This window comes from Corynebacterium alimapuense, assembly GCF_003716585.1.
Classification (GTDB): domain Bacteria; phylum Actinomycetota; class Actinomycetes; order Mycobacteriales; family Mycobacteriaceae; genus Corynebacterium; species Corynebacterium alimapuense.
Genome location: NZ_PTJO01000004.1, coordinates 213,371 through 236,829, shown reverse-complemented (window position 1 = coordinate 236,829; position 23,459 = coordinate 213,371). Strand labels below are relative to the sequence as shown.

The 23,459-nt window shown below is 59.0% G+C and carries 27 protein-coding genes; 24 read left to right on the top strand and 3 right to left on the bottom strand.

The genetic code is table 11. The annotated features are described in order from the left end of the window. Window positions 1-23: 23 nt before the first annotated feature. The 21 genes from C5L39_RS06365 (at window position 24) to rplE (ending at window position 17,978) form a co-directional block, all read left to right on the top strand. Complete coding sequence (locus C5L39_RS06365; protein ID WP_123048049.1) at window positions 24-4,034, top strand: DNA-directed RNA polymerase subunit beta'; 4,011 nt, start codon at window positions 24-26, stop codon at window positions 4,032-4,034. A gap of 530 nt (window positions 4,035-4,564) precedes the next feature. After that, window positions 4,565-4,936: a 30S ribosomal protein S12 gene (gene rpsL / locus C5L39_RS06360; RefSeq protein ID WP_123048048.1), complete on the top strand. Its 372-nt coding sequence runs from the start codon at window positions 4,565-4,567 to the stop codon at window positions 4,934-4,936. Between the two features lie 3 nt (window positions 4,937-4,939). Beyond that, window positions 4,940-5,407 carry a 30S ribosomal protein S7 gene (gene rpsG / locus C5L39_RS06355; protein WP_123048047.1) on the top strand — a complete coding sequence of 156 codons (468 nt, stop codon included), beginning with the start codon at window positions 4,940-4,942 and terminating at the stop codon, window positions 5,405-5,407. 299 nt (window positions 5,408-5,706) lie between these two features. Continuing rightward, entirely contained in the window at window positions 5,707-7,830 is a 2,124-nt protein-coding gene (fusA, locus tag C5L39_RS06350; protein WP_123048046.1) for an elongation factor G, read from the top strand. 377 nt (window positions 7,831-8,207) lie between these two features. Beyond that, window positions 8,208-9,398, top strand: coding sequence for an elongation factor Tu (tuf, locus tag C5L39_RS06345; RefSeq protein ID WP_123048045.1), 1,191 nt, complete (start codon window positions 8,208-8,210; stop codon window positions 9,396-9,398). Window positions 9,399-9,491: 93 nt separating this feature from the next. Continuing rightward, window positions 9,492-9,911, top strand: a complete 420-nt coding sequence (gene panD / locus C5L39_RS06340) for an aspartate 1-decarboxylase (RefSeq protein ID WP_123048044.1) — start codon at window positions 9,492-9,494, stop codon at window positions 9,909-9,911. Beyond that, window positions 9,908-10,633: a hypothetical protein gene (locus C5L39_RS06335; protein ID WP_123048043.1), complete on the top strand. Its 726-nt coding sequence runs from the start codon at window positions 9,908-9,910 to the stop codon at window positions 10,631-10,633. The genes panD and C5L39_RS06335 overlap by 4 nt, the downstream gene beginning before the upstream one ends. 608 nt (window positions 10,634-11,241) lie before the next feature. Then, window positions 11,242-11,547 (top strand): 30S ribosomal protein S10, encoded by a 306-nt coding sequence (gene rpsJ, locus C5L39_RS06330; RefSeq protein ID WP_003848085.1) that lies wholly within the window; start codon window positions 11,242-11,244, stop codon window positions 11,545-11,547. Window positions 11,548-11,579: 32 nt separating this feature from the next. Continuing rightward, window positions 11,580-12,236 carry a 50S ribosomal protein L3 gene (gene rplC / locus C5L39_RS06325; RefSeq protein ID WP_123048042.1) on the top strand — a complete coding sequence of 219 codons (657 nt, stop codon included), beginning with the start codon at window positions 11,580-11,582 and terminating at the stop codon, window positions 12,234-12,236. Beyond that, complete coding sequence (rplD, locus tag C5L39_RS06320; protein WP_123048041.1) at window positions 12,233-12,886, top strand: 50S ribosomal protein L4; 654 nt, start codon at window positions 12,233-12,235, stop codon at window positions 12,884-12,886. Before rplC ends, rplD begins: the two co-directional genes overlap by 4 nt. Beyond that, complete coding sequence (gene rplW / locus C5L39_RS06315) at window positions 12,887-13,192, top strand: 50S ribosomal protein L23 (RefSeq protein ID WP_123048040.1); 306 nt, start codon at window positions 12,887-12,889, stop codon at window positions 13,190-13,192. 24 nt (window positions 13,193-13,216) lie between these two features. Continuing rightward, window positions 13,217-14,053 (top strand): 50S ribosomal protein L2, encoded by an 837-nt coding sequence (rplB, locus tag C5L39_RS06310; RefSeq protein WP_123048039.1) that lies wholly within the window; start codon window positions 13,217-13,219, stop codon window positions 14,051-14,053. Window positions 14,054-14,069: 16 nt separating this feature from the next. Continuing rightward, a complete protein-coding gene (gene rpsS / locus C5L39_RS06305) occupies window positions 14,070-14,345 on the top strand; it encodes a 30S ribosomal protein S19 (protein ID WP_123048038.1) in 276 nt (91 codons plus the stop codon). Window positions 14,346-14,348: 3 nt separating this feature from the next. Further along, a complete protein-coding gene (gene rplV, locus C5L39_RS06300) occupies window positions 14,349-14,711 on the top strand; it encodes a 50S ribosomal protein L22 (protein WP_123048037.1) in 363 nt (120 codons plus the stop codon). After that, the gene (gene rpsC, locus C5L39_RS06295) at window positions 14,711-15,469 is read left to right on the top strand and encodes a 30S ribosomal protein S3 (RefSeq protein WP_123048036.1); all 759 of its coding nucleotides are present in this window, start codon (window positions 14,711-14,713) and stop codon (window positions 15,467-15,469) included. Before rplV ends, rpsC begins: the two co-directional genes overlap by 1 nt. Window positions 15,470-15,471: 2 nt before the next feature. Continuing rightward, window positions 15,472-15,888, top strand: coding sequence for a 50S ribosomal protein L16 (rplP, locus tag C5L39_RS06290; protein ID WP_123048035.1), 417 nt, complete (start codon window positions 15,472-15,474; stop codon window positions 15,886-15,888). After that, the gene (gene rpmC / locus C5L39_RS06285; protein ID WP_123048034.1) at window positions 15,888-16,118 is read left to right on the top strand and encodes a 50S ribosomal protein L29; all 231 of its coding nucleotides are present in this window, start codon (window positions 15,888-15,890) and stop codon (window positions 16,116-16,118) included. The genes rplP and rpmC overlap by 1 nt, the downstream gene beginning before the upstream one ends. 2 nt (window positions 16,119-16,120) lie before the next feature. Beyond that, window positions 16,121-16,399, top strand: coding sequence for a 30S ribosomal protein S17 (gene rpsQ, locus C5L39_RS06280; RefSeq protein ID WP_123048033.1), 279 nt, complete (start codon window positions 16,121-16,123; stop codon window positions 16,397-16,399). 338 nt (window positions 16,400-16,737) lie between these two features. Continuing rightward, window positions 16,738-17,106 (top strand): 50S ribosomal protein L14, encoded by a 369-nt coding sequence (rplN, locus tag C5L39_RS06275; RefSeq protein WP_123048032.1) that lies wholly within the window; start codon window positions 16,738-16,740, stop codon window positions 17,104-17,106. Beyond that, on the top strand, window positions 17,107-17,421 hold the full coding sequence (gene rplX / locus C5L39_RS06270; protein ID WP_123048031.1) for a 50S ribosomal protein L24: 315 nt from the start codon (window positions 17,107-17,109) through the stop codon (window positions 17,419-17,421). 2 nt (window positions 17,422-17,423) lie between these two features. Then, a complete protein-coding gene (gene rplE / locus C5L39_RS06265) occupies window positions 17,424-17,978 on the top strand; it encodes a 50S ribosomal protein L5 (RefSeq protein WP_123048030.1) in 555 nt (184 codons plus the stop codon). A gap of 109 nt (window positions 17,979-18,087) precedes the next feature. On the opposite strand, the gene fdhD is transcribed toward rplE, so the two are convergent. From fdhD to C5L39_RS06250, 3 genes are read right to left on the bottom strand one after another with little or no spacing between them, the layout of a single operon-like run. Continuing rightward, complete coding sequence (fdhD, locus tag C5L39_RS06260) at window positions 18,088-18,915, bottom strand: formate dehydrogenase accessory sulfurtransferase FdhD (RefSeq protein WP_123048029.1); 828 nt, start codon at window positions 18,913-18,915, stop codon at window positions 18,088-18,090. Window positions 18,916-18,919: 4 nt separating this feature from the next. After that, on the bottom strand, window positions 18,920-21,238 hold the full coding sequence (locus C5L39_RS06255) for an FdhF/YdeP family oxidoreductase (RefSeq protein ID WP_165857997.1): 2,319 nt from the start codon (window positions 21,236-21,238) through the stop codon (window positions 18,920-18,922). A 10-nt stretch (window positions 21,239-21,248) separates the two neighbouring features. Then, window positions 21,249-21,581, bottom strand: a complete 333-nt coding sequence (locus tag C5L39_RS06250) for a DUF6457 domain-containing protein (RefSeq protein ID WP_123048028.1) — start codon at window positions 21,579-21,581, stop codon at window positions 21,249-21,251. Window positions 21,582-22,060: 479 nt separating this feature from the next. On the opposite strand from C5L39_RS06250, the gene rpsH reads away from it, so the two are divergent. From rpsH to rplR, 3 genes are read left to right on the top strand one after another with little or no spacing between them, the layout of a single operon-like run. Further along, window positions 22,061-22,459 (top strand): 30S ribosomal protein S8, encoded by a 399-nt coding sequence (rpsH, locus tag C5L39_RS06245; RefSeq protein WP_123048027.1) that lies wholly within the window; start codon window positions 22,061-22,063, stop codon window positions 22,457-22,459. An 18-nt stretch (window positions 22,460-22,477) separates the two neighbouring features. Then, entirely contained in the window at window positions 22,478-23,014 is a 537-nt protein-coding gene (rplF, locus tag C5L39_RS06240) for a 50S ribosomal protein L6 (protein ID WP_123048026.1), read from the top strand. Between the two features lie 2 nt (window positions 23,015-23,016). After that, window positions 23,017-23,421: a 50S ribosomal protein L18 gene (gene rplR / locus C5L39_RS06235; RefSeq protein ID WP_123048025.1), complete on the top strand. Its 405-nt coding sequence runs from the start codon at window positions 23,017-23,019 to the stop codon at window positions 23,419-23,421. Window positions 23,422-23,459: the final 38 nt, after the last annotated feature.

The following is a 23,459-nucleotide window of genomic DNA, read 5'->3' as shown; positions in this document are numbered from 1 at the left end:
TTTGGGAGGGGAAAGGGAGTTACGTGTTCGACGTAAACCTCTTCGAAGAGCTCCGCATCGGCCTGGCCACCGCCGACGATATTCGCCGCTGGTCCAAGGGCGAAGTTAAAAAGCCGGAGACCATCAACTACCGCACCCTCAAGCCGGAGAAGGACGGCCTCTTCTGCGAGCGCATCTTCGGCCCTACTCGTGACTGGGAGTGCGCCTGTGGCAAGTACAAGCGCGTCCGTTACAAAGGCATCATCTGTGAGCGCTGTGGCGTCGAGGTGACCAAGTCCAAGGTCCGTCGTGAGCGGATGGGGCATATTGAGCTGGCCGCCCCGGTTACTCACATCTGGTACTTCAAGGGTGTTCCCTCACGTTTGGGCTACCTGTTGGACCTGGCACCGAAGGATCTTGAGCGGATCATCTACTTCGCCGCCAACATCATCACCTCCGTTGATGAGGAAGCACGCCACAACGACCAGACGACTCTGCAGGCTGACATGCTGCTGGAGAAGAAGGACGTCGAGGCTGACGCCGAATCCGAGATCGCCGAGCGCGCTGCGAAGCTGGAAGAAGACCTCGCTGAGCTCGAAGCTGCTGGTGCCAAGGCCGAGGCGCGCCGCAAGGTGCAAAACGCCGCGGACAAGGAGATGCAGTACATCCGTGAGCGTGCTGAGCGTGAGGTCGACCGCCTAGAGGACATCTGGCAGACCTTCATCAAGCTGGCTCCGAAACAGATGATCATCGATGAGATCGTCTACGAAGAGCTCACTGACCGCTACGAGGAGTACTTCACCGGTGGCATGGGCGCGGAGGCAATCCAGACCCTGATCCGCAATTTCGACCTCGCAGCTGAGGCCGAGATCCTGCGTACCGTCATCAACGAAGGCAAGGGCCAGAAGAAGATGCGGGCGCTCAAGCGCCTCAAAGTCGTCGCTGCGTTCCTGCGTTCCGGCAACGACCCGGCTGGCATGGTCCTCGACTGTGTTCCGGTGATCCCGCCGGAGCTGCGTCCGATGGTCCAGCTCGATGGTGGCCGTTTCGCTACCTCCGACCTCAACGACCTCTACCGTCGTGTGATCAACCGCAACAACCGCCTCAAGCGCATGATCGATCTCGGTGCACCCGAGATCATCGTGAACAACGAGAAGCGCATGCTGCAGGAGTCCGTCGACGCACTCTTCGACAACGGTCGTCGCGGCCGTCCGGTCACCGGACCGGGCAACCGCCCGTTGAAGTCCCTGTCGGATCTGCTTAAGGGCAAACAGGGTCGTTTCCGCCAGAACCTGCTGGGCAAGCGAGTCGACTACTCGGGCCGTTCGGTCATTATTGTCGGCCCGCAGCTGCAGCTGCACGAGTGTGGTCTGCCGAAGCTCATGGCACTCGAGCTGTTCAAGCCGTTCGTCATGAAGCGACTGGTAGAAAACGACTACGCGCAGAACATCAAGTCTGCCAAGCGCATGGTCGAGCGCCAGCGTCCCGAGGTCTGGGACGTGCTCGAAGAAGCCATCTCTGAGCACCCAGTCATGCTCAACCGTGCACCTACCCTGCACCGTCTGGGCATCCAGGCCTTCGAGCCCAAACTGGTCGAGGGCAAGGCTATCCAGCTGCACCCGCTGGCTTGTGAAGCCTTCAACGCCGACTTCGACGGTGACCAGATGGCAGTTCACCTGCCGTTGTCCGCTGAAGCGCAGGCTGAGGCTCGTGTGCTCATGCTCGCCTCGAACAACATCCTTTCCCCGGCCTCCGGCAAGCCATTGGCTATGCCGCGACTGGATATGGTCACGGGTCTGTACTTCCTGACCATGGATAAGTCCGAGTCCGAGATCGGCGGCCAGGGCGCTTACCGTCCCGCCGACGAAAACGGCCCAGCCCGAGGCGTGTACTCATCCTTCGCAGAGGCCATCATGGCTCGCGATCGTGGAGCACTGGGTCTGCAGGCGCCGATTAAGGTGCGTATTTCGCACCTGCGTCCGCCGGCTGATATTGAAGCTGAGCAGTTCCCCGATGGCTGGCAGCAGGGCGAGACCTGGTTGGCTTCGACCACCTTGGGTCGCGTCATGTTCAACGAGCTTCTGCCGTGGAACTACCCCTACCTTGAGGGCGTTATGGTCCGCAAGGGCGGCGGTCAGGGCAAGCTTCTGCTCGGCGACGTCATCAATGATCTCGCAGCGAAGTACCCGATGATCACCGTGGCTCAGACCATGGACAAGATGAAGGACGTTGGTTTCTACTGGGCTACTCGCTCGGGAGTGACCATTGCAATATCCGACGTGCTTGTGTTGCCGAACAAGACTGAGATCCTTGAGGCTTATGAAGCTGAGGCTCAGGCCATCGAGCATAAGTTCTGGGTCAAGGGCGCGCTGCGTGAGCGCGACCGCTACGACCGCTTGGTCGAGCTATGGCAGGATGCCACCAACAAGGTGGGTAAGGCTGTTGAGGATCTCTACCCGGATGACAACCCGATCCCGATGATCGTTAAGTCGGGCGCAGCTGGCAACATGCGTCAGATCTGGACGCTGGCCGGCATGAAGGGCATGGTCGTGAACTCCAAGGGTGATTACATCACCCGACCGATCAAGACCTCCTTCCGTGAAGGCCTGTCGGTCCTGGAGTACTTCAACAACTCGCACGGTTCCCGTAAGGGCCTGGCCGATACGGCTCTGCGTACCGCTGACTCGGGTTACCTAACCCGTCGTCTGGTGGATGTTGCACAGGACGTCATCGTCCGCGAGGACGACTGTGGCACTCGCCAAGGCGTTCGCGTCCCGGTTGCCGAAGAAGTCAAGGATGCCAACGGTGAGGTCAGCGGTTACACCCGCCACTCGCTGGTGGAGACCTCGGCTTCCGGTCGTGTGCTGGCCACTGAGGTCAACAACCGCGATGGTGAGCAGATGTTCGCTGCTGGTAGCGATCTGACTGAGAGTGCCATCGACGAGCTGGTGCTCGCAGGTGTCTCCGAGGTTAAGGTCCGCTCCGTGCTGACGTGTCAGACCCCGACCGGTGTCTGCGCCAAGTGCTACGGCAAGTCCATGGCTTCCGGCCAGCTGGTCGATATCGGCGAAGCCGTCGGTATCGTCGCGGCTCAGTCAATTGGTGAGCCCGGTACCCAGCTGACCATGCGTACCTTCCACCAGGGTGGTGTCGGTGGCGACATCACCGGCGGTCTGCCGCGTGTTCAGGAACTGTTTGAGGCACGTGTGCCCAAGCAGGCCTCCCCGATTGCGGAATTCTCCGGCACTGTCTCCTTGGAGGACGATGGCAACTTCTACAAGTTGACTTTGACCTCTGATGACGGCACCGAAGAAGAGCTCTACGAGAAGCTGTCCAAGCGTCAGGGTCTGGCTCAGATCAGAGTGCCAATGGACCGCGACCCGTCCGTGTTCTTCGAGCGCACTCTGCGCGACGGTGACCACGTCGAGCTCGGCGACCGCCTTCTGCGCGGTCCCGCCGATCCGCATGACGTGCTGCGTGTACTGCGCCGACGTGGTGTGGAAAAGCACCTCATCGACGAAGTTCAGGCCGTCTACCGTGCCCAGGGCGTGGCGATTCACGACAAGCACATCGAGATCATCATTCGCCAGATGCTGCGTCGTGGAACTGTCATCGATGCTGGTGCCACGGAATTCTTGCCGGGCACCTTGGTTGACCTGTCGGAGGCCCGCCGCATCAACGCTGCGATCCGTGCCGAAGGTGGACAGCCTGCTGAGCTGCGCGACCAGATCATGGGCATCACCAAGGCCTCGCTGGCCACGGAGTCCTGGCTGTCTGCCGCATCGTTCCAGGAGACCACTCGTGTCCTGACCGATGCTGCGATCAACCGCCGTTCGGACCAGCTCATTGGCCTGAAGGAGAACGTGATCATCGGTAAGTTGATCCCGGCTGGTACCGGTATCGCCCGTTACCGCAACATCTCCGTCAAGCCCACTGAGGCTGCTCGTAACGCCGCATATTCGATTCCCACCTACGGGGACTCGATCTACGGCGACGACGGTTACGCTGAGTTCACTGGCGCTTCGGTGCCCTTGGATGAGGGCTTCCAGCTCTAAGCTCTAAGCCTCAGCTCGCGTGAGTCCCGGCACCACCCGTTTTCAGGGTGGTGCCGGGACTTTTTCGTGGCTTGGTGTTTTAGCCTGATGCGTGGGGGAGTGATGCTCCAAGTTGAATCTGGGCATAAGCACAACCGCAGGTCCTGGGCACAGGCAGTTTAGGTTTGGGGTAGCTGGAATCTTGTCCCAAGTAGGGGAGTGGTTGTGAAGCAAGCAGTCACTGAGCCGCCATCCACAGGGATTGACGCCTTCCCACCCGGCTAGATCGGGTTCTACGGTAGGAGGGGTGTGCCAAGAGATTTGGGAACAGGCTCGCGGCTCAGGTAGGATGACCAACTAGTCCCACGCATTATTTGTGGGAGCCTGATTTTCCTCCCAGTAGGCCAGCGAGAGCGGCTGACTGGGTTATGCACGTTTAAAAAGAATTATTTTCGCGTGTAATTTCTGGACAGGCGAGTTAAGAAAAGCGCGAAATTTTTCTCGGTCGGCTCGTCCGGCCAGACAAGTCGATCAATCAAGAAAGACGGTTCATGCCTACAATTCAGCAGCTGGTCCGCAAGGGCCGCCACGATAAGAAGACGAAGACCGCCACCGCGGCTTTGAAGGGTTCCCCCCAGCGTCGTGGCGTGTGCACCCGTGTGTACACCACCACCCCGAAGAAGCCGAACTCCGCTCTGCGTAAGGTCGCCCGTGTGCGCCTTACCACCGGCATTGAGGTTTCCGCCTACATCCCCGGTGAGGGCCACAACCTGCAGGAGCACTCCATGGTGCTCGTCCGCGGTGGTCGCGTTAAGGACCTCCCGGGTGTTCGTTACAAGATCGTCCGCGGCACCCTCGACACCCAGGGTGTCAAGGACCGCAAGCAGGGCCGTTCCCACTACGGCGCCAAGAAGGAGAAGTAAACAATGCGTAAGAATGCTGCTCCCAAGCGCCCGGTCGTTAAAGACCCGGTCTACAAGTCCGAGCTCGTGACCCAGCTGGTCAACAAGGTTCTGTTGGACGGTAAGAAGTCCACCGCAGAGCGCATCGTCTACGATGCCCTCGAAAAGTGCCGCGAGAAGACCGGTACCGAGCCAGTCGGAACCTTGGAAAAGGCTCTGGGCAACATCCGCCCCGACCTCGAGGTCCGCTCCCGCCGTGTTGGTGGCGCCACCTACCAGGTCCCAGTTGAGGTCCGTCCGGGCCGTTCCAACACCCTCGCTCTGCGTTGGTTGGTTACCTTCACTCGCCAGCGTCGTGAGAACACCATGGTGGATCGTCTCGCCAACGAGATCCTGGATGCTTCCAACGGTCTCGGTGCCTCCGTCAAGCGTCGCGAAGACACCCACAAGATGGCTGAGGCCAACCGCGCCTTCGCTCACTACCGCTGGTAGCCAGTCTCTTCTGCACATGGCCCACGCGAATTTCGTTCATCCGGCGTCGCCCGTCATTCCGTATTCTTGCGGGTGTCGAGCGGTCCCGAGGCGAGTTTCGCATGGGCCATTGATGTGTCTGTAGGAGCCGGCAATCACGGCGGCCATGATTAGCTATCGCGCGGGCCTTGCTAAGGGTTTACCTTCTTGGCGCTGCCGCTGCGAGCAAATGATGGCAAGATTGAACAAGAACTATCCACCGACGGCGTTTGACGGTAATCCACCTAAGACGTCCATGATCTACAAGTTGGGGTAAGACTGTGGCACAAGAAGTGCTTAAGGACCTGAACAAGGTCCGCAACATCGGCATCATGGCCCACATCGATGCAGGTAAGACCACCGCGACCGAACGCATCCTCTACTACACCGGTATCAACCGTAAGGTTGGCGAGACCCACGACGGTGCCTCCACCACTGACTGGATGGAGCAGGAAAAGGAGCGTGGCATCACGATCACCTCCGCCGCCGTTACCTGTTTCTGGAAGAACAACCAGATCAACATCATCGACACCCCGGGTCACGTCGACTTCACCGTCGAGGTCGAGCGCTCCCTGCGCGTCTTGGATGGCGCTGTCGCCGTCTTCGACGGCAAAGAGGGCGTTGAGCCGCAGTCCGAGCAGGTTTGGCGTCAGGCCGCTAAGTACGACGTGCCTCGTATCTGCTTCGTGAACAAGATGGATAAGCTCGGCGCTGACTTCTACTACACCGTCAGCACCATCGTTGATCGCCTGGGCGCTAAGCCCTTGGTTATGCAGCTGCCGATCGGCGCTGAAGATGACTTCGACGGCGTCATCGACCTGATCGATATGAAGGCTCTGACCTGGCGCGGCAAGACCGCGATCGGCACCGACGCCACCATCGAGGAAATCCCGGCAGACCTGCAGGAAAAAGCTGACGAGTACCGCGAGAAGCTGCTCGAAGCTGTTGCTGAGTCCGATGACGAGCTGATGGAGAAGTTCTTCGGCGGCGAAGAGCTGACCAAGGAAGAAATCCAGGGCGCCATCCGCAAGATGGTTATCAAGTCTGAGATCTATCCGGTTCTTTGTGGCACCGCATACCGCAACAAGGGCGTTCAGCCACTTCTGGATGCTGTCGTTGCTTACCTGCCGACCCCGCTCGATGTGGGCGAGGTTGAGGGCCACTCGATTAAGGATCCGGAAGAGATCATCACCCGTAAGCCTTCCATTGACGAGCCCTTCTCCGCTTTGGCTTTCAAGATTGCTGCGCACCCCTTCTTCGGCAAGCTCACTTTCGTGCGCGTCTACTCCGGTCGAGCACTGCCCGGCGACCAGGTCAGCAACTCGACCAAGAGCCGGAAAGAGCGCATCGGCAAGCTGTTTCAGATGCACGCCAACAAGGAAAACCCGGTTGATGAGGCCCTCGCTGGCAACATCTACGCCGTGATTGGTCTGAAAGACACCACCACCGGTGACACCCTGTGCTCCCTTGATTCCCCAATCATCCTGGAGTCCATGGACTTCCCGGATCCGGTGATTAAGGTCTCCATCGAGCCCAAGACCAAGAGTGACCAGGAAAAGCTCGGCGTCGCTATCCAGAAGCTCGCCGAAGAGGACCCGACCTTCACCGTTGAACTCGACGAGGATTCCGGTCAGACCGTCATCGGTGGCATGGGCGAGCTCCACTTGGACGTCCTCGTTGACCGTATGCGTCGCGAGTACGGCGTTGAGGCCAACGTAGGCGCACCGCAGGTCGCCTACCGTGAGACCATCCGCAAGGCTGTGGAAAAGCTCGACTACACCCACAAGAAGCAGACCGGTGGCTCAGGCCAGTTCGCTAAGGTCATCATCTCCATCGAACCTTATGCACCGGCCGAAGAGGACCTCGAAGAGGGCCAGTCGGCTCTGTACCACTTCGAAAACGCCGTCTCCGGTGGACGTATTCCGCGTGAGTACATCCCTTCCGTTGACGCTGGTATCCAGGACGCCCTGCAGTACGGCTACTTGGCCGGCTTCCCGCTGGTTAACGTCAAGGCTACGCTGCTTGACGGCCAGTACCACGAAGTTGACTCTTCGGAAATGGCCTTCAAGATTGCCGGTTCTCAGGCTCTGAAGGAGGCTGTCGCCAAGGCGAAGCCGGTCCTGCTTGAGCCAGTCATGGCCGTTGAGGTCATCACCCCGGAGGACTACATGGGTGAGGTTATCGGCGACGTTAACTCCCGCCGTGGCCACATCAGCTCCATGGATGACCGCGCTGGCGCAAAGGTCGTCAAGGCAAAGGTCCCGCTGTCCGAAATGTTCGGCTACGTCGGTGACCTGCGTTCCAAGACCCAGGGTCGCGCAAACTACTCTATGGTCTTCGATTCCTACGCTGAGGTTCCCTCCTCTGTTTCGGAGTCGATCATCTCTGAGCGCACCGGTAAATAAACTCCGGCGTCAACCGGCTGGAAGCTATGGCCATTTATTCTTAGAGTGCCTTGTGTCGGCACTTTAAGAATCGGCCATAGCTGCCAAGCCAGCACGGTGGGGTAGCGGTTGTGCTGAGTGTTCACCCTTGTTTTAAGGTGGACACTGAGTCAGCCGTTACCCGCTGTGTGATCCATAGACTTCTCTGCATCAGGACGTGTTCGACTCAGCTCGGTCACGGTTTGAAAAACTTGCTAGATATATCTAGGATCGTGTAACTGGCACATTGTGAAAGCGCCATCAAGTGGGACACCGAATTAGTGTCCCGTGAAGATGGCACCTGTCAACCAACGTGGCTGCGAAGGTCGTAGCCACCATGAAGTCCAGGAGGACATACAGTGGCAAAGGTCAAGTTCGAGCGCACCAAGCCTCACGTTAACATCGGCACCATCGGTCACGTCGACCACGGCAAGACCACCACCACCGCAGCCATCACCAAGGTCCTGTCTGACGCTTACCCGGACCTCAACGAGGCTTTCGCCTTCGACGCCATTGATAAGGCACCGGAGGAGAAGGAGCGTGGCATTACGATTAACATCTCCCACGTTGAGTACCAGACCGAGAAGCGCCACTACGCTCACGTCGATGCTCCCGGCCACGCCGACTACATCAAGAACATGATCACCGGCGCCGCTCAGATGGATGGTGCGATCCTCGTTGTCGCCGCCACCGATGGCCCGATGCCGCAGACCCGCGAGCACGTGCTGCTGGCTCGCCAGGTTGGCGTTCCTTACATCCTCGTCGCCCTGAACAAGTGCGACATGGTTGATGACGAAGAGATCATCGAGCTCGTCGAGATGGAGGTCCGCGAGCTTCTGGCTGAGCAGGACTACGATGAGGAAGCCCCGATCGTTCACATCTCCGCTCTGAAGGCTCTCGAGGGCGATCCCAAGTGGACCGAGCGCATCCTGGAGCTCATGAAGGCCGTCGATGACTCCGTTCCGGACCCGGAGCGCGAGACCGACAAGCCCTTCCTGATGCCCATCGAGGACATCTTCACCATCACCGGTCGCGGCACCGTCGTTACCGGCCGTGTGGAGCGTGGCTCCCTCAAGGTCAACGAAGACGTCGAGATCATCGGCATCAAGGAAAAGTCCACCTCGACCACCGTCACCGGTATCGAGATGTTCCGTAAGCTGCTCGACTACACCGAGGCCGGCGACAACTGTGGTCTGCTCCTGCGCGGCATCAAGCGCGAGGACGTAGAGCGCGGCCAGGTCATCATCAAGCCGGGCGCTTACACCCCCCACACCGAGTTCGAGGGTTCCGTCTACGTCCTGGCCAAGGACGAGGGCGGCCGCCACACCCCGTTCTTCGACAACTACCGCCCGCAGTTCTACTTCCGCACCACCGACGTCACCGGCGTCGTTACCCTGCCGGAAGGCACCGAGATGGTTATGCCCGGCGACAACGTCGACATGGCCGTCAAGCTGATCCAGCCAGTCGCAATGGACGAGGGCCTGCGCTTCGCTATCCGCGAAGGCTCCCGCACCGTTGGCGCCGGTCGCGTCACCAAGATCATCAAGTAATCATTTGATGATCTGAACCAGATTGATCGGCCCAGAGGTTTTTCCTCTGGGCCGATTTTTCGTTTCCAAGGGAAATAAAGGTATCCTGCTGCCATGCTCCGCACAATTCTCGGCGCCAAAATCCACCGTGCCACGGTTACTCAGGCTGATCTCAATTACGTTGGTTCCGTCACCGTCGATGCGGACCTGCTCGACGCCGCAGGTCTGATCGAAGGTGAGAAGGTCAGTATCGTCGACATCACCAACGGCGCACGCCTCGAGACCTATGTCATTACCGGGCAAGCGGGATCCGGCGAGATCTGTATCAATGGTGCTGCAGCGCACTTGATACATCCTGGAGACATGGTGATCTTGATTTCTTATCTGCAAGCGACTACGCAAGAAGCACTCGCTTATACCCCTCAGATCGTGCATGTTGACTTGGATAATCGGATCGTGGGACTCGGGCATGACCCTTCGGAGCCTGTTCCAGGATCTGGGACCCTGTCTTCCCGCGACGTCTTTAATTCGTGAGCTTTGAGGAAGACCCCACCCGCATCCCAGCTGTGCTTGAAGCGCTTGGTCGTGCCTGGGAAGGACAATCAGATCTCTCCTTGGCGACCTTCTTTGGCATCCTGGCTAACAGAGGAGTGGGTTGGGGGAGTACCGACCGCGAGCTGCTCTCCGCATTAGCGATGATTGAGCACACCCATCCTGGTGTCTTGCCCAGGATTGATGGTCGAGTCACTTCAAGGTTTTTGGTGAACACTGAGAATCCGGCCCACCGAGTAACCCTGGACCCAAGCCGTGTCATTGTCCGTCGCCCATCGGTGACCGCTCAGCCTGGGGTCTGGGCCTATATCGGCATCCGGCCAGCTTTTGTCGGTGGGCCGTTAGTCGTGAGCGATCAAGAGGGCATTGATCATCGCCTCGGAGTCATTAGCAGAATTACCTTGCTTGATGATGCTCCGCTGCCGAGTATTTCGGATTTATCCGGAGTTCAACGTCGAGATCTTGGCGATGCAGTATTCCTTGTGGCCCTCGCCGAGGGGCAGACGGTGTTGGTAGATCATGGGCTCCACCACTTCAACCCGCGTCGCCGGCAACTGGAGCATCATTCGCACAGTTGGGAATCGCTGCAAACTTGTCGCCCAGGTGAGCCATTAAGAGCAAAACTGGGGGCCGGCGCCTCAGAGCTAGAGCTAGGTGAGGTGCTCGAGATTCTAGTGTTGGAGGACCAACCCTTCGAGAGCTAGTTAGGCTCTTGAATCTCAATTGTTGGTAAATAGGAGCACTGCTGTGACTGATTCCTTGGTGTGAGCGGGTATCCAATCGTCTGGCTGTGGCGGTAGGCGGAATTAGTTTTAAAATAGATCAGCAAAAGATTGCGCTTGAGGGTGTAGACGTGGTTAAATACACAGGTTGCTTTGACACGGCGAACCCTTGAATTTAGATTCATCGGAAATCGTCGTTGGTAGAGCGAACATGACACCTTCGTCAGACTGCTTTAATCGGCTGGTTGGGAAGGCTTCATGATCGGGTCAATGTCGCCGACATAGTCGACACACCCGAGAGTGAGGACCGGAGAAGGGGCATGGCAAATAAACAGCGGCAGTATGCAAGGTTCACGCTTATCGCGAGGTAAGCAGATCCCTTCCAATCTTGATTTTGGGTCTTGTACCCCGTCAGGAGCACTTCCTTGAGCTGTGGTTTGCCCACGCCCTCGAACCTCCTGGCCAGTCATGGCAATCAAGACACTGGCGTTGCGCCCAGGCCCCGATGCCCGGACAACGTTATAGAGAAATCGAGAAGCGATTCCCACCACTCCTTCGAGGATGTGGGACAAGCGAGGAAGAGGATAAGCGTGGCCGGACAAAAAATCCGCATTCGGCTTAAGGCCTATGACCATGAGGCGATCGACGCATCCGCGAAGAAGATCGTCGAGACCGTTACCCGTACGGGTGCACGCGTCGTTGGTCCTGTGCCGTTGCCAACGGAGAAGAACGTTTACGCCGTTATTCGTTCTCCCCACAAGTACAAGGATTCTCGCGAGCACTTCGAGATGCGCACCCATAAGCGCCTGATCGACATCCTCGACCCGACGCCGAAGACGGTTGACGCTCTCATGCGTATCGACCTTCCGGCCAGCGTCGACGTGAATATTCAGTGATCGACGACATACTTGGCAGCGGAGAATAAATAATGAGTGAAAACGAGATCAAGGGCATTCTGGGCACCAAGCTCGGCATGACCCAGGTCTTCGACGAAGGCAACCGGGTTGTTCCGGTCACCGTCGTTGAGGCTGGGCCGTGCGTCGTGACCCAGATTCGCACCCAGGAAATCGATGGCTACAACGCCATCCAGATCGCCTTTGGCGATATCGACCCGCGTAAGGCTAACCAGCCTGCTGCAGGTCACTTCAAGAAGGCCGGCGTTACCCCCCGCCGCCACGTCGCCGAGATTCGTGTCAACGACATCTCCGGCTACGTGGTCGGTCAGGACGTCACCGTGGACATCTTCGACGGCATTGAGTTCGTCGACGTTACCGGTACCTCCAAGGGCAAGGGCTTCGCCGGTGGCATGAAGCGCCACGGCTTCAAGGGCCAGGGTGCCTCACACGGTAACCAGGCCGCCCACCGTCGCGTTGGTGGCATTGGTGCTGCCGCGACCCCGGGTCGTATCTTCAAGGGCAAGCGTATGGCTGGCCGTATGGGTAATGACCGCGTCACCACCCAGAACCTTCGGGTTCAGAAGGTTGACTCCGATGCCAACCTGCTGCTCATCAAGGGAGCAATCCCGGGTGTGCGTGGCGGCATCGTCACCGTTAAGACCGCAGTGAAGGGCGGTGCACACGCATGACCAATCTGAAACTTGACGTCAAGACTGCCGAAGGCACCACCGACGGCCAGATTGAGCTGCCGGCCGAGATTTTTGACCGCGAGGTGTCCATCGCTCTGATGCACCAGGTCGTCAACGCCCAGCTCGCGGGCGCCCGTCAGGGCACCCACTCCACCAAGACGCGCTCTGAGCGTCGTGGCGGCGGACGCAAGCCGTTCCGCCAGAAGGGCACCGGCCGCGCCCGTCAGGGCTCGATCCGTGCTCCGCACTTCGTTGGTGGCGGTATTTCCCACGGCCCCAAGCCGCGTGACTACGGCCAGCGCACCCCCAAGAAGATGAAGGCTGCTGCTCTTTGCGGCGCTCTGACCAACCGCGCACAGGCTGATCGCATTCATGTGATCACTGAGCTGGTTCCCGGCCAGACCCCGTCGACCAAGTCGGCACGTACCTTCATCGAACAGCTTACCGAGCGCCGCAGCGTGCTCCTGGTTGTCGGCCGCGAAGACGTCAACGCACGTCGCAGCGCCAACAACCTGCCGGGCGTTCATATCCTGGATGCTGGTCAGCTGAACACCTACGACGTTCTGAACGCCGACGATGTCGTGTTCTCCGTCGAGGCACTGCACACCCTCATCAGCCGCAACACCGTTGCGGACAAGGAGGAGAACTAAATGGCGAAGATCGCTAACCCGCGCGATGTCGTTATCGCACCGGTCGTCTCTGAGAAGTCCTACGGTCTGATGGAGCAGAACGTTTACACGTTCCTCGTCGACCCGGCCTCCAACAAGACCCAGATCAAGGTTGCCGTCGAGCAGATCTTCGGCGTCAAGGTTGCTTCCGTGAACACCGCTAACCGTGAGGGCAAGCGCAAGCGCACCCGCACCGGTTACGGTCAGCGTAAAGCCACCAAGCGCGCCTACGTGACGCTGCGTGAAGGCAGCGACTCCATCGACATCTTCGGCGGCTCCGCCGCTTAAGGCGTCGAGAGAAAAGGACACATTATGGCTATTCGCAAGTACAAGCCGACAACCCCGGGTCGCCGTCAGAGCTCCGTTTCCGTGTTCGAGGACATCACTCGTTCGACTCCGGAAAAGTCTCTGCTGCGCCCGATCACCAAGAGCGGTGGACGTAACTCCCACGGCCACATCACCACTCGCCACAAGGGTGGCGGACACAAGCGCCGCTACCGCGTCATCGACTTCCGTCGCAATGACAAAGATGGCATCTTGGCCAAGGTCGCTCACATCGAGTACGACCCGAACCGCACCGCCAACATCGCACTGCTGCACTTCTTCGATGGCGAAAAGCGCTACATCATCGCTCCGAAGGGCCTGAAGCAGGGCGCTGTCATTGAGACCGGCTCAGCTGCCGATATCAAGATTGGCAACAACCTGCCGCTGCGCAACATCCCGACCGGCACCACGATTCACAACGTGGAACTCAAGCCGGGCGCTGGCGCCAAGCTGGCTCGTTCCGCTGGTTCCTCCGTGCAGCTGCTCGGTAAGGAAGGCAACTACGCAGTCCTGCGTATGCCCTCCACCGAAATCCGTCGCGTGGACATCTCCTGCCGCGCAACCATCGGCGAGGTCGGCAATGCTGACCAGATCAACGTCCGTTGGGGCAAGGCCGGTCGTATGCGCTGGAAAGGCGTTCGTCCGACCGTCCGTGGTGTCGTCATGAACCCGGTGGATCACCCGCATGGTGGCGGTGAGGGTAAGACCTCGGGTGGTCGCCACCCAGTGTCGCCGTGGGGCCAGAAAGAAGGCCGCACCCGCAACCCGAACCGTTATTCCAACAAGATGATCGTGCGTCGCCGCCGGTCTAACAAGAAGCGCTAAGAGGAGGTAAAACGATATGCCACGCAGCCTTAAGAAGGGCCCGTTCGTCGATGAGCACCTCCTCAACAAGGTGGATGTTCAGAACGAGGCCGGCACCAAAAAGGTCATTAAGACCTGGTCCCGCCGTTCCACCATTCTCCCCGATTTCATCGGTCACACCTTCGCCGTCCATGACGGTCGCAAGCATGTGCCGGTGTTCGTGGACGACGCAATGGTCGGACACAAGCTGGGCGAGTTCGCACCCACCAAGACCTTCAAGGGTCACATCAAGGACCAGAAGGGACGTCGATAAGCGATGAGTGAAACCATCACCTCCGCACGCGCGACGGCCAAGTACGTCCGCACCTCCCCGATGAAGTCCCGCCGCGTCCTTGACTTGGTCCGCGGTAAGACCGTCGCCGAGGCACTCGCGATCCTGAAGTACGCACCTCAGGACGCAGCCAAGCCAGTGGCCAAGGTGGTTGCTTCCGCAGCCGCTAACGCCGAGAACAACTTCGGCCTGGACCCGCGCACCCTGTTCATCTCCGAGGCATTCGTTAACGAGGGACCGACCATGCGTCGTTTCCAGCCTCGCGCTCAGGGCCGTGCTTTCCAGATCCGCAAGCGTTCCAGCCACATCACCGTCGTGGTTGAAACCCAGAAGGAAGGGGCCAACTAGTGGGCCAGAAGATCCATCCCCACGGCCTCCGGTTGGGCATCACTTCCGACTGGAAGTCCCACTGGTACGCCGAGAAGCAGTACGCCGACTATGTCGCTGAAGACATCAAGATCCGGACGTTCCTGTCCACGGGTCTAGATCGCGCCGGCATCGCCGACGTTGTCATCGAGCGCACCCGTGACCGCGTCCGCGTCGATATTCACACCGCCCGTCCGGGCATCGTGATTGGTCGTCGCGGTGCTGAGGCCGACCGCATTCGCCGCGAGCTCGAAAAGCTCACCGGCAAGATGGTTGCCCTCAACATCCTCGAGGTCAAAAACATCGACGCCAACGCGAACCTGGTCGCTCAGTCTATCGCTGAGCAGCTGGTTAACCGCGTCGCCTTCCGTCGTGCAATGCGTAAGGCCATTCAGTCGGCCATGCGTCAGCCGCAGGTCAAGGGCATCAAGGTCGTTTGTTCGGGTCGCCTCGGCGGCGCCGAAATGTCCCGCACCGAGCGCTACCACGAAGGTCGCGTTCCGCTGCACACCCTGCGCGCCGAGATCGACTACGGCACCCACGAGGCTCACACCACTTTCGGACGCATTGGCGTCAAGGTGTGGATCTACAAGGGTGACGTCGTCGGCGGCCGCCGGGAGTCCGAGATCAACGCTCCTTCCGAGCGTCGTGGGCGCGGCGGCGACCGCAATGACCGTGGTGGCCGTCCGCGCCGCGGCGGCCAGCGTCGTCAGCGTGCCGAGCAGAAGCAGGAGGGCTAGAAGTGCTTATCCCCAAGCGCGTCAAGTACCGCCGCCAGCACCGTCCGAGCCGTTCGGGCATCTCCAAGGGCGGCAACCGCATCACTTTCGGTGACTACGGCATTCAGGCTCTTGAGCCTGCCTACGTCACCAACCGTCAGATTGAAGCCGCACGTATTGCCATCAACCGCCACGTTAAGCGTGGTGGCAAGGTGTGGATCAACATCTTCCCGGACCGCCCCCTGACTCAGAAGCCGCTCGGCGTGCGCATGGGTTCCGGTAAAGGCCCTGTCGAGAAGTGGGTGGCCAACGTTAAGCCCGGCCGCGTTCTTTTCGAGATGAGCTACCCGGACGAGGCCACCGCCGTTGAGGCGTTGCGCCGTGCCGCACAGAAGCTTCCCTGCAAGGTCCGCATCATCAAGAAGGAGGACCAGTTCTAATGGCAACCGGTACCCCCGCCTTCGAGTTCCGTGAGCTCGACGCAACCGAGCTTGAGAACCGTCTGACCGAGGCCAAGGAAGAGCTGTTCAACCTGCGCTTCCAGACGGCCACCGGTCAGCTGACCAACAACCGCCGCCTTCGCACGGTCAAGCGCGACATCGCCCGCATCTACACCGTTATTCGCGAGCGCGAGCTGGGCCTGTCCGTCGTTCCGGGAGCTGAGGCTTAATTATGAGTGAGGCAACTGTGACTGACACCGACAAGGGCGTGCGTAAGCAGCGCTCCGGCTATGTCGTCTCTGACAAGATGCAGAAGACGATCATCGTCGAGCTGGAAGACCGTAAGAGCCACGCGCTCTACGGCAAGACCATCCGCTCCAACTCCAGGGTTAAGGCTCACGACGAGAATGAGATCGCCGGCGTCGGCGACCTGGTTCTTATCTCTGAGACCCGCCCGATGTCCAAGGACAAGCACTTCCGTCTTGTGGAGATCATCGAGAAGGCCAAGTAAAGCACTGCTTTAACGCCTGATCTTTTCCTCGGCCCCGTATCTGAACCACGTGTTCAGATACGGGGCCGAAGTCATCTCTAGGTATCGCTCTGCGAACTGGCCAGAGTCCAATTTGTGTGCGGTTTTGAGTGATTTGAGTTTCCACCCCAGGGCATGGTTAAATGTTCAGGTTGACTGTGCTGGTCGGGGAAGCGAACTTTTCCGTACCTTCACCGAGACCCTTCGACCGTCGGATAAGACGAGTTCGTCGATAAGCCCAAGTCAAACACGTAAGACAACAAGACCAGGTGCGTACAGGCCGGAAATCTGACGCACACGATCCAGGTCAGGAGACCATAGTGATTCAGCAGGAATCGCGGATGAAGGTCGCCGACAACACCGGTGCCAGGGAAATCCTGTGCATTCGCGTGCTCGGTGGCTCAACCCGACGCTTTGCCGGAATCGGCGACACCATTGTCGCTACCGTCAAAGAAGCAACCCCAGGCGGAAACGTCAAGGCCGGTGAGGTTGTCAAGGCCGTCATCGTCCGCACCAAGAAGGAATCCCGTCGTGCAGACGGCTCCTACATCCGCTTCGATGAGAACGCGGCAGTCCTTATCAAGAACGACAACGAGCCGCGCGGTACGCGCATCTTCGGCCCGGTCGCTCGTGAGCTTCGCGAGAAGAAGTTCATGAAGATCGTGTCGCTTGCTCCGGAGGTGATCTAGTTGAAGATCCACAAGGGCGATATGGTCCTCGTAATCTCAGGCCCCGATAAGGGTGCCCAGGGCAAGGTCATTCAGGCTTTCCCGAAGACCGAGAAGGTCCTCGTTGAGGGCATCAACCGCATCAAGAAGCACGTCGCTAACTCCGCACCGGAGCGTGGCGCCGAGTCCGAAGGCATCGTTACCCAGGAGGCTCCGATCAACGTCTCCAACGTGATGGTCCTGGACTCCGAAGGCAACCCGACTCGCGTCGGTTACCGCTTCGACGACAACGGCAAAAAGGTCCGTGTTTCGCGTCGTAACGGGAAGGACATCTAAGCATGAGCGAGAACTACACCCCGCGTCTGAAAACCCGCTACCGCGAGGAAATCCGCACCAAGCTCAACGATGAGTTCTCTTTCGAGAACATCATGCAGATCCCTGGCGTGACCAAGGTCGTCGTCAACATGGGCGTCGGCGACGCTGCCCGTGACTCCAAGCTGATCAACGGCGCTATCCAGGATCTGACCCTGATTACCGGTCAGAAGCCCCAGGTTCGTCGCGCTCGCAAGTCCATCGCGAACTTCAAGCTTCGCGAAGGCATGCCGATTGGCGCCCGCGTTACCCTCCGTGGTGACCGTATGTGGGAATTCCTCGACCGTCTGCTGACTGTCGCTCTCCCGCGTATCCGTGACTTCCGTGGTCTTTCTGACCAGCAGTTCGACGGACACGGCAACTACACCTTCGGCCTCACCGAGCAGACCATGTTCTACGAGATCGACGTCGACAAGGTTGACCGTGCCCGTGGCATGGACATCACTGTCGTCACCACCGCCACCAACGACGAAGAGGGACGTGTCTTGCTCCGCGAGCTGGGCTTCCCCTACAAGAAGTAGGTAGCTAGATCGAAACCCCCGCCGACCTTAGGGTCAGCGGGGGTTTTGTTCTGTCTTTTTCGTTCTGTCTCCTGGGCCTTCCATTCGGTGGAAGGACCTCCGAGACCGACTAAGTAGCCAGTTGGCCAGCGTAGAGATTGAAGTGGTTATCTCTTGTGAATCCGGTCAATGCTAAGCCGGCTTCCTCCGCCAGTTCTATCGCCAGGGAACTAGCCGCGGAGACCGCAACCATCGCGCCAAAACCGGCGGTGACGGCCTTTTGAACTAGCTCGAAGGACGCCCGTGAACTGACCACCAGGATGAGATCATCGGCGGGTAAGCGGTCGTCGAGAAGCAAGGCGCCGATGACCTTATCTGCGGCATTATGGCGCCCGACATCTTCCCGCACCACAATCGGATCGCCCGCCAATGTGAAAGCACCCGCGGCGTGCAGCCCGCCGGTACGACGAAACTGCAACTGCTGTTTGCGCAGCTGGCCAGGCAGGCTAAGAACCACTCGCGGATCCAATGCGACCTGCTTGAGCGGGTGATCGGACCTACGCATGATCTGGTCGATGGAGCTGGTGCCACAGACCCCGCAAGCGGACGTCGTCGTTGTCAATCGGATCAGCTCTGGGCCCGGCGTCGGGACTCCTTGCGCCAGATCAACCTCGAGCAGGTTATAGGTGTTCATCCCATCGGGGCCGGTTGCGCCAGCGCAGTAACGAGCAGTCGAGACATCTGCGGCCTCGTGGATCAACCCCTCGCCGTGCAGAAAGCCATGAACTAGCTCGATATCGTGGCCAGGGGTTCGCATTGTGGTTGAGAAAGTGGTCCCATCAACACGTAGTTCCAACGGTTCTTCGACGCTGACTAAGTCCCCACGGGTATCGGTATGGACACCCTGCTCATCTACGCGCACCCGGGTGACCGGGAAACTGTGATTGAGACGACCCATAGTTCTAGGCCTCTTCGGTCTCAGTGATCTCGGGGACGTCCTCGGCACGAATACCTAGCGGCTCTAAGCGGACCAACACGGATTTGTAGACCGGAGTGTTGGAGCCCTTGGCGGTGGAATCTAGGGGGACCAAGACGTTAGTCTCTGGGAAATAGGTGGTGACGCAGTCTGCAGCCGTGTCATACTCGACGACTCGGAAGCTTGGAGCGCGACGCTCACCGTCCTCCCAGACCGAGACGATATCGACTAGGTCGCCGTCTTTAAGTCCACGTTTCCGGCAGTCGGCCGGGCTGACAAAGACCACGCGGCGGCCATTGTGGATGCCGCGGTATCGGTCATCGAGCCCATAGATAGTGGAGTTGAACTGATCGTGCGAACGCACCGTGGACATGAGGAAATAGTCTTTTGGCAATTCGATGACATCAGTCTGATTGATAGCCAGCTGAGCCTTGCCCGAAGCGGTGTTGAAGATTCGCTCACGCGGGCCGTTGGGTAGGGAGAACCCGCCGGGCTGCTCGATCCGTTCGTTGAAGCGCTCGAAGCCGGGAATGGTGGCTTCGATGTGATCACGGATGACCCCGTAGTCGTCGATCATCGGCTGCCAGAAGGCGTCACCAAAAGTGCGCTTGCCGATGGTGGCCAAAATCTCCACCTCAGATTTCAGGTCTAGGTCTCGATTGGCCTTGCGGTGGCCTTCGGAGGCCGAGACGATGCTGGCGGAGTTTTCTACCGTCACCTTTTGCGGCCCAGAGGCCTGCTTATCGACGTCCGTGCGTGCCAACACCGGCAGAATCAGCGACTTCTCACCCGGCCAGGCGTGCGATCCGTTGACCTTGGTCGAGAGGTGGACCGTCAGTTCTTGCGCCGCCATCGCTTTTTCAACCGCAGAGGTATCGGAGGAGACTCGTACCAAGTTTCCGCCCAAGGAGAGAAAGAACTTATTGTTCCCATCCCGCATGTGGCGCAAAGTATCGACGGTATCCAAGCCGTGTTCACGAGGAACATCGAAGCCAAATTCATCTTCGAGTGCTTGGAGGAAGGACTCTGGCATTTTCTCCCAAATGCCCATGGTCCGATCGCCCTGGACGTTGGAGTGCCCGCGGAAGGGGAAACTGCCGGCTCCGGGTTTGCCGATGTTGCCCGTCAGTAGCAGGAAGTTCATCATCTCCCGGATAGTGGCCACTGCATTCTTGTGCTGGGTAACTCCCAGCGTCCAGGAGACGATGGCAGTATCGGAGTCCTCAACCATGTCTGCGACCTTGCGGACCTGGGACATCGGGATGCCGGAGCCACGCTCGAGGTCGGCATCTTCCAGACTCATCAGATGCTCGATGGTCTCTTCGACGCCAGTGCAGAAGGTATCCAAGAAGACGTGATCGAGTGCGTCACGGCGGATTAGCTCGCGGTTGAGGGCTTGGAAGAAGGCGCGGTCGCCATCGAGGCGTACCTGGACGAACTCATCGGTGAGGGTTTCCGGGATATTGAGCACACCCTTGATCGACTGGGGCTCAGTGAATTTCATCAGCCCGGTCTCCGGTAGCGGATTGACTGCCACGATCTTCCCGCCGTTGTCTTTGAGCGTTTTGAAAGCAGTCAAAGCACGCGGGTGATTAGTGCCTGGGTTCTGGCCGACCGAGATGAGCAGATCAGTAACGTGCAGGTCATTCATCGTGGCGCTGCCTTTGCCTAAACCAACGGTTTGGCTTAACGCAGCACCGGTGGACTCGTGACACAGATTGCTACAATCAGGCAGGTTATTGGATCCTTGGCGACGGGCCAGCAAGCCGAGCATATAGGCGGCTTCGTTGGAGGCGCGGCCAGAAGTATAATAGGCGGCCTGCTGGCCGCTGGTGCGTCCGAGTTGTTCCGCGATCAGATCGAAGGCATCATCCCAGCTCACCGGCTGGTAATGCTCATTGCCGCTGGAGCGATCGTAGAGCATTGGCTGAGTGATTCGGCCTTGCTTGCCTAGCCAGTGATCGGTCTTTTCCCGCAGGTCAGCAATGCTGTGCTTAGCCCAGAACTCCACCCCTGCGCGTTGCGGAGTGGTTTCCTCGGCGATAGCCTTGGCACCGTTTTCACAGAACTCCACCATGCCCAGCTCGGACTGAGCCGGCTCCGGCCATGCGCAGCCAGGACAATCGACGCCGCCATGTTTGTTCATGTTCAGCAGTGGCAGGAGGCCACGTGCAGGAATGGCGTGTTCCATCGCGTGGAAAACGCCAGCGATGCCAGCAGCTGATTTATAAGGGCCGGTGACCTTAGGGTGGTCGAACCTGTTGGCGACCTCATTGACTTGGGAGACCTGATCGTGGGAGTTCATACTGTCTATCCTAGTTTCTTCGCCTGTTGGATTCGTCTGGCAGATTCTCAGCGCTGGCGTCTAATAGAGGTCCGATCTGAGCAATCCGTTCTCGCACTCGTGTGATCATCGCTTCATTTGTGGAGTCGAGGTTAGTCGTAGCGGCGCCTGCAGACAGGCCTACGAGAAAAGCGGTCAATGGTGCAGCTGGCCGGGAAGGGCCGTTATGGGCCACTTCTTTGGTCAATTTCAGCAAGTCGCCGACCAGCGGACGCAGTAGCGCTGGGTCCACATCTAAATCGAGAGCGACCGTAGCTAACCACTCATGGGTAGATTCAAGTTCATCGTGTTTGTGTGCTGACACCAGTTCTCTCCCTATTCGTGCAGTGTGCGTTAAGTCTATGCCCACCGATTCTTGTTGGGCAGACTAGACCGTCGCTGGCTGTTGGCCAGAGCTGATCCGCGTTTGGGATCACAAAGGTGCACATGGCCACCATCGAAAGTACTCAGATAGTAGGGGAACTGGGTGTTCGTTTATGAAGATCTGCTGCCAGTGTCTTCGGCCGATAGCAAGTGTGCACGAGGTGGGATTTTGTTTCCAGCGGGCGAGCGGGTAGCCTTAACCGTCGGACTCGTGCGCCTTTTTTAAGGTGACTTTTCCGCCTAGTACATGAACATTCAACTTTGTTGCAGGCCCCCCGCCAACACGGCGACCGAGTGAGAAGTGGCAGCGAGCGCCCTGGGTTATTGAGCCCGGGGAGCGTGAAGTGGCCCGACGGAACACTCGGCAAACGACCCTGGTGGGTAAGGGAACCGCAGCGAGAAAGGTTAACGGTCACACCTATGACCATGACTGACCCCATTGCCGACATGTTGTCGCGCGTGCGTAACGCAAATCATGCGCACCATGACATCGTGTCGATGCCCTCTTCCAAGCTGAAGATCAACATTGCGGAGATCCTCAAGCAGGAGGGCTACATCGCTAAGTACGAGGTCGAAGACGCCAAGGTCGGTAAGACCCTGTCTCTCGAGCTCAAGTACGGCCCGACCCGCGAGCGTTCCATCTCTGGTGTGCGTCGCGTGTCCAAGCCGGGCTTGCGCGTTTACACCAAGTCCACCAACTTGCCGCAGGTCCTCGGCGGCCTGGGCGTGGCTATCATTTCCACGTCCCAGGGTCTCCTAACCGATCGCCAGGCAACCGAGAAGGGCGTAGGCGGAGAAGTTCTCGCCTACGTCTGGTAGAGGGAGGATTGAGCAAATATGTCGCGTATCGGTAAAGATCCGATTGCCATTCCGTCCGGCGTCACTACCGCCATCGACGGCCAAAATGTCGAGGTCAAGGGTCCTAAGGGCGTTTTGTCCTTCGAGCTCCCGGCTCCGATCTCCGTCACCGTCGAAGGCGACTCACTCGTTGTCGCCCGCCCGGATGACCACCGCAAGAACCGTGCACTCCACGGCCTGTCCCGTTCGTTGGTCAACAACATGGTTGTTGGCGTAACCACGGGATACACCATCAAGATGGAGATCTTTGGCGTGGGTTACCGCGTCCAGGCCAAGGGCAAGAACCTTGAGTTCGCCCTCGGTTATTCTCACCCCATTCTGATCGAGGCTCCGGAGGGCATCACTTTCGCAGTTGATGGCACCACCAAGCTCTCGGTTTCGGGTATTGACAAGCAGCAGGTCGGACAGATCGCCGCAAACATTCGCCGTCTGCGGAAGGACGACCCCTACAAGGGTAAGGGCATCCGCTACGAAGGCGAGCAGGTCCGCCGCAAGGTCGGAAAGACGGGTAAGTAAGCATGAGCAACACTGCAGAGAACACCAAGCGCACACCGGTCGGCAAGGATATTTCCAGCCGTCGTCGCGTCGCTCGCGCACGTCGTCACTTCCGTATCCGCAAGACCCTGCGTGGCACCCTCGCGGCGCCGCGTCTGGTCGTGCACCGCACTTCGCGTCACATGCACGTTCAGGTGATCGACGATGTCGCAGGCCATACCTTGGCCGCAGCTTCCACTATGGAGCCGGCTGTTCGTTCCCTCGAGGGCGACAAGAAGGCTAAAGCAGCTCAGGTTGGTCAGCTGATCGCTGAGCGCGCCAAGGCAGCCGGTATCGAGCAGGTCGTCTTCGACCGTGCGGGCTACAAGTACCATGGCCGCGTCGCGGCTCTGGCCGAGGCTGCTCGTGAAGGTGGTCTGAAGTTCTAATGATCATCGACTCCAAGAACACCTACGGAAGGAACGCG